This window comes from Vibrio sp. M260121 (genome assembly GCF_036533715.1).
GTDB lineage: Bacteria > Pseudomonadota > Gammaproteobacteria > Enterobacterales > Vibrionaceae > Vibrio.
This window is the reverse complement of sequence record NZ_JATABF010000075.1, coordinates 1-9219: the sequence shown is the minus strand read 5'-3', so window position 1 is coordinate 9219 and position 9219 is coordinate 1. Positions and strand designations below refer to the sequence as shown.

Here is a 9219-nt window from a genome sequence, read left to right as displayed (position 1 = left end):
GTGAGGCTTTTTTTTGCACAAAACATTTGCAATCGCAAACCTGTCCGCCCCTACAATAATAAGAGTTATCAATTGACAATTGATGAGAGAAGCATGGTGGACATAAATCGAAACAAGTACTACGGCATGATCCATAAAGGTGTGCAGGCTCTATTAAAAGACCGCATGGGCTTTTGTGATGATGACGAGTATCGAAACTATCTCGGCATTACCGTTGGTAAAACGTCTTGCAAAGAGATGACCGACGAAGAGTTGATGGACTTGGTTAAGGGATTGCGCGATGAAGGCTATCTGACCTTCAATAAGCAGCCAGGTGGTCAAGGCGAAGGCAACCGTCCGACGAACGCGCAATGGGCTAAGCTCGCCGCGTTGGCAAAAGAAAAGGGTTGGGACGGCTTGAATGACGCGCGACTTGATGCGTTTGTTGAGCGCACTGCAGGTGTAAAGAAAACGCGCTGGTTGACTCGCACTAAAATCAGTGAAGTCATTCTCGGCTTGGAGCGTTGGTTAGGAGGTCGTCATGGCTAATCATTTTTCCTCTCGCTATCGCGTTATTGAAGTGCGCTCTCAAGCGGACTTGGAACAGTTGCTTGAGCAGATGTGGCCAACCAAGGCGATTCCTGCTCATGAGTTGTTTGAGCGTTTCGGGTCGCCTCTTGATGAGGCGATGATTAAAAGCGTCCTGGGCTATCCACGCAATTGGTACACACCCAAAGAGTTAGCCGCTTACTTCTGGAAAGGGAGCAATTACTATGCACAAGAAGAAAAAGATCAATATTGTGACGACTAAGGATGCGATGACCTGTTGCACCTCCAGTCGCAACAATGCCGTTCGCAGCCTCAACTTCTTCGCGTTTAAACTGCATTCGTGGTTTGTGTTTGTTGAAGACCTGGGGGAAGACGTTGAAAAGAAGAATGAACAGCTCGCACTGTTTTAAAGAAGATTAAAAGGCGCTTTAAAGAAAGCGCCTTTTTTGTGCCAGTTACTTTTTCGTGGTGCTCTCACATGGCACGCCAAGTTTCACACCATCACCGCCATCACCTGCCGCATTGCATCCTGAGTTGTGACTGCGGTTGTCTGTTTTAATGTACGTTAGGATGTTGGTGCAGCCGCCGAGGCACATGCATAGAACGATGGCCATCACGACTTTTTTGATCATAGTTAGTCTCCATTATCTTTAGGTTGTTTGCATTGAGTTGCGTTGTCATTGATGCGAACCGATACGCCCACGGAGGTATCGGCGTCCACTTTGAGTGGGCAAGAGTCATCACCGTAACTTACGTTGTAACTGGTGATGGCCGTTGCGCAGCCTGTCAGGTTTAACATTGCCAATGCCAAGGTGAATAAAATCAGTGCGTTTTTCATAGTCCGTAAATCTCTTTTTCAAAGGTGGTCCAAGTTGATGGTCCGCAAATGCCGTCATCGTTTAGTTGGTGTTGTTGCTGGAAATGGGTAAGTGCGGTCTGAGTGGCGTTGCCAAACTTGCCGTCTGGATTCAATCCAAGCCCCAGCTGCAGCTCACGAACATCATCGCCTTCACTGCCATGTTGAAGCGTGGCGCGCTCGATGTCCGTACCGATACCCAGATACAAGGCGGTCTCAAATTCAATCGCATAGGCGGCAATGGTTTCGGCTTTGTCCGTGCCGTTAATGATGCGTCTGGCATTGATGTAATCAAAAGAGCCGTCGGCCTGCAGGTAGTCGCTTAACTTCTTACCTGTAAACCAACCAGCCATCATGCCGCTAATCGCGATTTGCGCCGCGTAGAATGGGTTCAGAGCCAACTCTGGCGCACTCACAAAGTCAATGGTTCCCTGTTGCCAGTTGCGGTTGTAGACCGCCGCTTTGGCTTTGATGTAGTTCGCGAGCCAGGTCAATTGCACGTAGCCTCTGCCATAATAGGTTTCACCTGTGTCAGGGTCGGGCTCACCGTATGGTCGCCCTTGGCCTTTGCCCCATTCTTCAATGGGTTTCATGGTTCGGCCTGTTTCGTGGTAAGTCGTTGCCAATACATAAGCCAGGTATTGAAGCGGCACCGTCATGCCCAGCATGACGAACATGGCGTAGACAAACGCAAAACCCAGAATGCAGGCGCGTTGAGTACCATTCATTTTTCCATCAAAGAGTGTGGCGTTCGTACGCGCCAGCATCGCTTTGGTGTTGATGTGCGAAGTTGGTCGTCCCTGGATAAGTCGCTGCGCCTTTTCAATGTTCGCTTTGGCGGTATCGAGGAGCGCGTTTGCTTGTTGCATTTGCATGAGGTTCTCCGTTATTGGAAGTTGTTTGAGCTAAGCTCATCGATGACGGTGTGCGTGACACTGGTCAATGTGATGTTGGCGCGCTCTTGTTTACTGATGGCTTTTTTCTTATCGATAACAATGCCATCGCTGTCGGTAATGGTGACAGCGGCGTAGTACACGCCTTCGATGTTCTTACAGATGGTTTCAAGGTCTTGCACCACAATGTCCTTGCCATGCGTGGTGCGCCACTTGAGAAGCTCTGCGTTGACTAACTCGGTAGCGGTATCGACGATGGTCTTCCCAAGGGCCGCATAGTCGTTAAACACCTGCAGCGCGATGGTGGTGGTGCCATCAACGCCACCAGGTACGACAACCGTCACTCGATCACCTTGAGGCACTCGGGTTTTGCCTGAGCACTGCGCATAGATAGCATCGACAATGGGTTGTTCGGGCAGCGAGCCATCAAGCAAAATGGCGCTGATGCTGATGTCATTGGGTTCTGGCGTCCAAATGGAAACTGAGCCGATGGCTGAACTGGCAGACAGAGCAAAGTATTCATACGCATCATAAGGACCGCAGGAAGACCAGCCCGATGGTGCAAGCCAAATGCGGTAGGCGTAGCGGTCATCGTCTTCTTCGGGGGCTCCGCCTTGGCTTGTGGTGACGTTGGTCGCGCTTTCTACTTCAGCGATGCTGGTATCAACGATGGTCGAGATTTGCCCTGCAATGAATCCATTACCACTTTCGCCTGGTGTTAAGCACTCGAAGTTAGCCAGTAGATTGGCGTCACCTGCATCCACGATATAGTCTTGCATGCACGCAAAGAGCGTTTGATCATCCGCCGCTTTCATCTCATAACCTTGCGGAATCACCAAACCTGCGTGTCCTGCGGTGAACGTGAACTCGATAACGGTGCTCGCCGCAGATTCAGGCAAGCGTTCACCAGCGCCAACTAATGCGCCAAGCTGCTCAAGGCGGTCATCTTCGGCAAAGGCCAGCAGGTTTTGTTTTGATTCGTAGTTGATCTCATCAATCAGTTCGCTTTTGGTGTAAGCAATGGCTTCAAGGTGCACCGTCTCTGGGTCGTTCACCGTTGGGTAATGCCCTGTCTTTTGAAAGTAGCGCTCTTTCAGGTTCGCTAGATTGCTTTCAAAATCGGGCGTTGCCAGGCTTGGCTCTGGCAGTGTTGGGAATCGGTTGGTGCTCATGCGCGTCTCTCTATGGTTACAGTGGACGTCCAGCCACCGCTGGTCAGTGATGTGCTCACAGTGGTGGGTTTCCATTTATCGGGCAGCTTGCCTGCGCTGGTGAGCGCAATCGTGTCGGCAGTCGTGACCGTGGCATTGACGAGAGTCAGCCTACCCGTGGCGGTTTGTTTGCCTTTACCTGAGCCAGTGGCGATGTAGTTGTCGGCGTAGTTCTTTGCCTCTTCCATTGATGTCACGCCATCAGGATTGAACGTTTTGACTTTTGCGCCTTCGTCCGTATTGCCTGAGCGATACTCGCCCCCCTCATTGTTGATGGGGTCATAGAAGTACACGACGATGCCGTCGCTTTTGGTGCGGTCAGAGACCGGAAACGAGCCATTGACCACCACATCACGATTGCGAATGTCGAGCGTTAGCGTACTGGTGCTCAGTTCACCAACCACAAGTTGATTGCCTTTGAAGGCCACTGGAATGCTGTTCTCACTGGCAAGGCGACTCATCATGGCCATCTTGCTTTCATCACGCTGCTGCACTCGGGTGTAAGCCACGTCGCGCGCATCTGGGGCGATGAGTATCGAGACACCCACTTCACTGGCAATGTCTTCGGCTAACGTGACAAAGCTGGTCTGTTCGTAAACCTCACACGTCTCGTTATCAATCTTGCCGCGCACCGCTGGCTTCGCATTGGCACCGATGTTGACCTTGTCAGGATTCAAGTTAAAGCGCACTTCATCAATGGTGAACGCGCCCCACATCCAGGTGTTGCGCTTGCCATCTTCGTCAAACCAGCCCACACCGCACTCTAGGGTGTCTCCCTTTTCAGGGAACCACGCGTCATAAAAGCGCCCATCGTTATTGGCGAGCGTCATCGATACGGTGTCCGTACCGACCTTCTTGCTATCCAGCACGTCGGTATACGTCAGCGCACTCACGTAATCGGAAAGCTCTTGGCTGATTTCTTTGCCTGCCCATTTGACGATGGCGAAGGGTTTGATAAGACCGCCTACTATTTTGCCCACGGTGGTTTCTCCGTTGTGTCTTCAAGAGCGGCACTGACGTCTAATGCAGGCACAGTGATAAGCTCGCCCCCTTCAAACTGAAAACGAGTCATATTGCTGGCCAGTGTTCGATTGGCCTCACGCAGCGCCATCACTTGCGTTTCGTTTACGCTGCCATAAGCGCGGTAGCAAAGCTGTTCCCAGCGTTCATCGCGCTGGGCATATAAAGTGGTGGTGCTCATGGTTTGTCTTTCACTTCCACTAGCTCACATTGGTATGTCATGCTGACGACGCTGCCACTGGGTGTGGTCTTCATGCCTGTCAGCGTGCGACTGCGAATGGTGAACTTGCCTTTGACGTCATCACCAATCACGACCGAACGAGGCACTTGGCTTTCTGCCATGGCATCGAGCGCCTTCACACTCTTGGTGATGTCGCAGAACTTGTTGCTGAATTTCATGGTGAGTGAGCATGTGCGTTCGTTCTCACCTTGTCCTTGATGACGCGGATAGCCATTGACGACTTGCTGCGCTGTCACGCGCCAGGTGCGGCGGTCTTGAAACTGACTCGGTGTTAAGCGGCCCTGAAAAACCAAATCACCAAATCCGCCCCAGGCGGCGTGTTGTGCTTCTTGTTGGCTCATGCTTTTTCCTCCGGTGGAACCACGATTTCTTCATTTAGCATTTCGTTGTAAAACCGCACTTCTCTAAGTGTCGGTGAGTAAAAATCTCGATGGACGGTCAGCGTCATGGTGAGGGTCCAGTCCTCTCGATAAGTAAACGGGCCATCAAACGGATCAAAGTCAGCCGAGTCTTTGTCGCCAGTGAACCCGCTCTGGCTAAACTTGACGTTGGTGATTTCCGCGTCTCCAACAATGTGCATTTTGTTTTTAGGGCCAAGCTGCATCATTCCCTTGGGCACTTTGAGGATTTGCCCCACATCACGCACTTCAACCAACTCGTTCTCCAAGAAGTTAGCCAGCTGCATGTTGATCCAAGTGGCTTGTCCAGACAGGGCATTACCTGCGTTGCCACCTGTGGCGCGCACGCAGACCACCACAGGCAGGTTCCATTCATACGGCACGAACGGAGCGTAACAGTCCGGTTTGGGTAATGGGTTCAGCGTCGATGCGCCTGTCACCATCATGCGAACTTCAATCGCTGCCATCGCATTGTTGGGTTCAACAATGGTGGTGATGTCCAGGTAACGCTCAATCTCAGCTTTAAGCTTATTGATGGCCGTCAGCGATTCTGGGTGTAAGCTTGGTGCGCTCATTTCATGGCCTTCATTAATTCTTTTTGAACCAGCTCGGCTTGTTCTTTTTGCTGCTCGTCGCTTAGGTACATAAATGGTCGCCCTGGTACTTTTACTTCATCGGCTCGGATATACAGCACATAGAACACGCCTTTATCTTTACTCTTGTTGTTGCGGTTAAAACGGCTTTGAATTTTTCGGCCAATGCCTTTTGCGCCAACAGGTGCTCGCCCCATCACCGAGTTCGGACGCCAGAAAATCTTCCAACCTTGCGCTTCCAGTCCTGACAAGGTCTTGCGAACGCCATAGGCTTCGGTGCGCTTTTTGATGCGCTTATCGGCAGGAATGGTGAGCTTCTGCGCTTTCAGTGGTTTCACGATGCCACCGTCATTAATCAGTGGTGCATGCACTTTATTGGTCCCGATGCGGTATTCCCCTTGACCAGCCTGATACGTCAGTGAGGCATACGTCTCACCTGTATCATCCAGCGGTTTAGCGCCACCGTTCTTGGTGTTCTTCGTCAGCGTCGAGTTAGGCGCAAAGTCGCCATTGCGATAGTTGTCTTTCACGCACTGCAAACCAAAGGGCGCAATGCGCTCGGGCAATTCGTTGATGATGCTCGCCGTATCGTGAAGCGCTTTTAAAAACTCTTTCATGCCGTTTTAAATCCCGTTTAAACCGAGGCTATTGTCGTCTGCTTATTGGCCAAGATTTGTCAATTGCCACGCGCGCGCGCGTGATATAGCCACAATGGCACCATCAAAAAAACATGAAAAATAAGAGGGTTATGTGGCCAAAAAATCGAAGATTGAGCTGCAAGGATTGAGCGAGCGCATTATCGATATGTACGACAAGGAGCAGATGACGCTAACTGACATCACCACTGTTCTCTCTGATGAGGGATGGGAAGTGAGTCGCGCTGGCGTGCATCGCGAAGTCAAAAAATGGGAAACGTTCCTGGAAGAACAGAAAGAGCGTGATCGCTTTGCAAACAAATTCCTGGATGAGTTTCGAGACAGACCCAACACCGATATCTCTGAAATTGGTTTGCAGGTTCTGCAGAGCAAGATTGTTGAGGTGGTGAAAAACTACGACGTCAGTACCGAGTCGTTTGCGGATGTGACTAAGCTGGTGAACTCGCTTGCTCGTTTATCGGATTCTCAAGTGAACCTTGACCGACTCAAGACTGAGTTTCGCAAAGGCGTGGATGCAGCCAAGAAAGAGCTGGAAGATGAATTTAAGGTACTGCTTGAAGAAAGCAATCCAGAGCTGCTTATTCAGTTGGTTGAGATCATCCGCTCTGTGCGTGTTGATCCCGATGGTCGCAAGCGCACGAAGAAGCGTCGCTAAGGAGTCATGATGAAATGCTTATCTGCGCTGGTATTGGTCTTTGTTGCCATTGTACTGCTAGGTGAAATGCACCTCCAGACGTTGGAAAAGTCACGTTTGGAGCTTTCCATTGAGCAGCGCAAACTGGAGATTCGTTACTTGAAACTGCAACTGGAGCTGATTGATGAAAGCGCCGTTCTCACAGTTCAGTAACGCTGATCTCGACAACCTGCGCGAAAAAGCCAATGCAGCCATCGCGCATAAAGAGGCGCAAAGCCAAGGCCAAAGAGAAGCCAAGCAAAAATTGGCAGAAGAGAAACGACAAGAGAAAGCGCGTCGTCGACGCCGCGCCAGAGCGAAAGCCGACTTTGCTTACTTTTGTGAAACGTACATGCCGCATGCGTTTACGTGTGAGGCTGCGCCATACCAAAAGGCACTTTCTCGCATCGTGGCATCGCGAGTGATGCGCAAGCGTGACATGAAGTTGTTTAAGAAGCTGGTCTATCCTATCAATCACGGTTCGATTGTGATGCCCGAACGGGCGCAGTTTAATGGCATTCTCGACTTGGAGCCTCGTGACCACGGTAAAACCACACGTAACGTTAAGGCTCTACCGATGTGGTTGCTGCTTAACTACCCAGAACAATACATCATTATCGGTGGTGCCAGTGGCCCAGCAGCGAAAAAGAACATCATGGCCATTCGTAATGAACTGGAAACCAACCAGCTCATCATTGATGACTATGGCGAGCAAAAGGTTCACGGCAATATCTGGACACAAAAGCAGCTCGTGCTTGCCAACGGCAATGCCATCGAAGGTGTCGGTCGTGGTCAATCTATTCGTGGTACAACGCATGGGTTCTTGCGTCCAAGCGCCTGTATTCTCGATGACGTCATTACGGAGCTCGAAAAGAACAACAAAGAAATTCGAGATAAATGTGAGGACTGGTTTGATTCAGTAATTTTGCCTTTGGGTAAAGGTATGTTGATTGTGGTGGCCAACACCATCATGCACCACGATGACTTACCGTCCAGATTGCTCGCACGTATTCGTGAAGGTTTGCTGCCTAACTGGCTTGGCCTGGTGTTTAGTGCTCTCACACCAACGGGACAATCCCTTTTCCCGTCACGATGGCCATTGGCTGATCTTTACGAATTACGCCGCATCATGCGCAAAGTGTGGTGGGCGGAATACATGAACATGCCACGCTCGCGTAAAGAGCAGGACTTCAAGCCCGAATACTTTAAGCACTACCAGCTGTCTGACCTCGATATCCGCGACATCGATATCATGATGGCCGTTGACCCAGCCACTGGGATGGAGACCGGAGACTACAGTGCCATTGGTGTGGTAGGTCGCCATCGCATTACCTTGGTGGACTACGTGCTGTTTTGTAATGGCTGGCATGAATCCGATTTGACGTTCGCAAAGCGCATCGTTGAAGTGTACATGTGGGTTAAAAACACCTTTAACAAACCACCTAAAAAAATACTGTTTGAAGAAGTCGCGTTTCAGAAAATCTACAAGAACTCGGTCATTCGCTTTGCCAAAGGTTATGGCGTTCGTCTGCCTATTACGGGCTATAAGCCAAGCGGCAATAAGAAGCTACGCATCAAATCACTTTCTCCAGATGTCGAGTCTGGCGGCGTTCAATTCTTGGAAGATCAAGTGTTGCTCAAAAGTCAGTTGGAAGAGTTCCCGCGTGGGCATGATGACTGCGCCGATGTAATTGAAATGTGTGTCAGCGAGTTTGAGACCAAGCAGTTTGTGGGCAGTGCTACACCAAACGTGGTGAAAAAGATGAAGAGCGCTGCGCAGCGTCTTGCTCGTATTGGCGGTGGTGCGCGAGGGAGAATGTAACCATGTTTGATGACGTACGAGTGCTTGGCAATAAGATGAAAGATGTCTTCACGATGTTAAGGCGCACCGTGAGTATTGCCACTGTCAGCCAGGTCGATAGCGAGCTGCGCCGCGTGAAGGTCACGTTTGCAGGTGGTCGCATTCCAGAGTCCGATTGGTTATCAGTAGTCGGCTCTCGCACCAAAGGCGTGAACGCCAGTTGGAACATGGCCGTGGGTGAGCAAGTGCTGTGTCTCTTCCCACCTATCGGTTCGATGGTGCGAGGCTATGTCCTTGGTTCACTCGTGAATGTGAACGCCAGACCATACACCACCAACCCTGATAAGTT

The 9219-nt window shown here is 50.7% G+C and carries 15 protein-coding genes and 1 pseudogene; 7 read left to right on the top strand and 9 right to left on the bottom strand.

Translation table 11 applies throughout. From position 1 onward, the window contains the following. Window positions 1-93: 93 nt before the first annotated feature. Genes QTO06_RS24370 through QTO06_RS24360 form a run of 3 tightly spaced genes read left to right on the top strand, consistent with a single transcriptional unit; the run spans window position 94 to window position 938 of the window. Window positions 94-528, top strand: a complete 435-nt coding sequence (locus tag QTO06_RS24370) for a regulatory protein GemA (RefSeq protein WP_191685232.1) — start codon at window positions 94-96, stop codon at window positions 526-528. Next, on the top strand, window positions 521-790 hold the full coding sequence (locus tag QTO06_RS24365) for a hypothetical protein (protein WP_042770657.1): 270 nt from the start codon (window positions 521-523) through the stop codon (window positions 788-790). Before QTO06_RS24370 ends, QTO06_RS24365 begins: the two co-directional genes overlap by 8 nt. After that, entirely contained in the window at window positions 780-938 is a 159-nt protein-coding gene (locus QTO06_RS24360) for a hypothetical protein (RefSeq protein ID WP_153645269.1), read from the top strand. Before QTO06_RS24365 ends, QTO06_RS24360 begins: the two co-directional genes overlap by 11 nt. A 45-nt stretch (window positions 939-983) precedes the next feature. Here the strand turns inward: QTO06_RS24360 and QTO06_RS24355 are convergent, their stop codons facing one another. The 9 genes from QTO06_RS24355 to QTO06_RS24315 form a co-directional block, all read right to left on the bottom strand. After that, the gene (locus QTO06_RS24355; protein ID WP_160173649.1) at window positions 984-1160 is read right to left on the bottom strand and encodes a hypothetical protein; all 177 of its coding nucleotides are present in this window, start codon (window positions 1158-1160) and stop codon (window positions 984-986) included. Window positions 1161-1162: 2 nt separating this feature from the next. Then, entirely contained in the window at window positions 1163-1366 is a 204-nt protein-coding gene (locus tag QTO06_RS24350; protein ID WP_024701744.1) for a hypothetical protein, read from the bottom strand. Beyond that, a complete protein-coding gene (locus QTO06_RS24345) occupies window positions 1363-2112 on the bottom strand; it encodes a peptidoglycan-binding protein (RefSeq protein ID WP_331410207.1) in 750 nt (249 codons plus the stop codon). The genes QTO06_RS24350 and QTO06_RS24345 overlap by 4 nt, the downstream gene beginning before the upstream one ends. Window positions 2113-2270: 158 nt before the next feature. Next, a complete protein-coding gene (locus QTO06_RS24340; RefSeq protein WP_191786338.1) occupies window positions 2271-3449 on the bottom strand; it encodes a baseplate J/gp47 family protein in 1179 nt (392 codons plus the stop codon). Then, window positions 3446-4468: a phage late control D family protein gene (locus tag QTO06_RS24335; protein ID WP_331410205.1), complete on the bottom strand. Its 1023-nt coding sequence runs from the start codon at window positions 4466-4468 to the stop codon at window positions 3446-3448. The genes QTO06_RS24340 and QTO06_RS24335 overlap by 4 nt, the downstream gene beginning before the upstream one ends. Then, window positions 4456-4689 carry a hypothetical protein gene (locus tag QTO06_RS24330; protein ID WP_042770660.1) on the bottom strand — a complete coding sequence of 78 codons (234 nt, stop codon included), beginning with the start codon at window positions 4687-4689 and terminating at the stop codon, window positions 4456-4458. Before QTO06_RS24330 ends, QTO06_RS24335 begins: the two co-directional genes overlap by 13 nt. Then, complete coding sequence (locus tag QTO06_RS24325) at window positions 4686-5090, bottom strand: phage tail protein (protein ID WP_031417672.1); 405 nt, start codon at window positions 5088-5090, stop codon at window positions 4686-4688. The genes QTO06_RS24330 and QTO06_RS24325 overlap by 4 nt, the downstream gene beginning before the upstream one ends. Continuing rightward, complete coding sequence (locus QTO06_RS24320) at window positions 5087-5722, bottom strand: hypothetical protein (RefSeq protein WP_031417670.1); 636 nt, start codon at window positions 5720-5722, stop codon at window positions 5087-5089. Before QTO06_RS24320 ends, QTO06_RS24325 begins: the two co-directional genes overlap by 4 nt. Beyond that, a complete protein-coding gene (locus QTO06_RS24315; protein WP_331410203.1) occupies window positions 5719-6357 on the bottom strand; it encodes a hypothetical protein in 639 nt (212 codons plus the stop codon). The genes QTO06_RS24320 and QTO06_RS24315 overlap by 4 nt, the downstream gene beginning before the upstream one ends. A gap of 133 nt (window positions 6358-6490) precedes the next feature. On the opposite strand from QTO06_RS24315, the gene QTO06_RS24310 reads away from it, so the two are divergent. From QTO06_RS24310 to QTO06_RS24295, 4 genes and pseudogenes are all read left to right on the top strand, one after another. Next, window positions 6491-7051 (top strand): phage protein Gp27 family protein, encoded by a 561-nt coding sequence (locus QTO06_RS24310; RefSeq protein WP_042770663.1) that lies wholly within the window; start codon window positions 6491-6493, stop codon window positions 7049-7051. Window positions 7052-7057: 6 nt separating this feature from the next. After that, entirely contained in the window at window positions 7058-7243 is a 186-nt protein-coding gene (locus QTO06_RS24305; protein WP_331410202.1) for a hypothetical protein, read from the top strand. Next, the gene (gene terL / locus QTO06_RS24300) at window positions 7215-8891 is read left to right on the top strand and encodes a phage terminase large subunit (RefSeq protein ID WP_331410201.1); all 1677 of its coding nucleotides are present in this window, start codon (window positions 7215-7217) and stop codon (window positions 8889-8891) included. Before QTO06_RS24305 ends, terL begins: the two co-directional genes overlap by 29 nt. A gap of 2 nt (window positions 8892-8893) precedes the next feature. Continuing rightward, window positions 8894-9219, top strand: a pseudogene (locus QTO06_RS24295) (phage baseplate assembly protein V); the annotation flags it as partial.

Bases quoted from the DNA above. Each gene is read 5' to 3' on its own strand.
- QTO06_RS24370 (WP_191685232.1), top strand. From the start codon at position 94: ATGGTGGACATAAATCGAAACAAGTACTACGGCATGATCCATAAAGGT.
- QTO06_RS24365 (WP_042770657.1), top strand. From the start codon at position 521: ATGGCTAATCATTTTTCCTCTCGCTATCGCGTTATTGAAGTGCGCTCT.
- QTO06_RS24355 (WP_160173649.1), bottom strand. From the start codon at position 1,160: ATGATCAAAAAAGTCGTGATGGCCATCGTTCTATGCATGTGCCTCGGC.
- QTO06_RS24350 (WP_024701744.1), bottom strand. From the start codon at position 1,366: ATGAAAAACGCACTGATTTTATTCACCTTGGCATTGGCAATGTTAAAC.
- QTO06_RS24345 (WP_331410207.1), bottom strand. From the start codon at position 2,112: ATGAATGGTACTCAACGCGCCTGCATTCTGGGTTTTGCGTTTGTCTAC.
- QTO06_RS24340 (WP_191786338.1), bottom strand. From the start codon at position 3,449: ATGAGCACCAACCGATTCCCAACACTGCCAGAGCCAAGCCTGGCAACG.
- QTO06_RS24330 (WP_042770660.1), bottom strand. From the start codon at position 4,689: ATGAGCACCACCACTTTATATGCCCAGCGCGATGAACGCTGGGAACAG.
- QTO06_RS24325 (WP_031417672.1), bottom strand. From the start codon at position 5,090: ATGAGCCAACAAGAAGCACAACACGCCGCCTGGGGCGGATTTGGTGAT.
- QTO06_RS24320 (WP_031417670.1), bottom strand. From the start codon at position 5,722: ATGAGCGCACCAAGCTTACACCCAGAATCGCTGACGGCCATCAATAAG.
- QTO06_RS24315 (WP_331410203.1), bottom strand. From the start codon at position 6,357: ATGAAAGAGTTTTTAAAAGCGCTTCACGATACGGCGAGCATCATCAAC.
- QTO06_RS24305 (WP_331410202.1), top strand. From the start codon at position 7,058: ATGATGAAATGCTTATCTGCGCTGGTATTGGTCTTTGTTGCCATTGTA.
- terL (WP_331410201.1), top strand. From the start codon at position 7,215: ATGAAAGCGCCGTTCTCACAGTTCAGTAACGCTGATCTCGACAACCTG.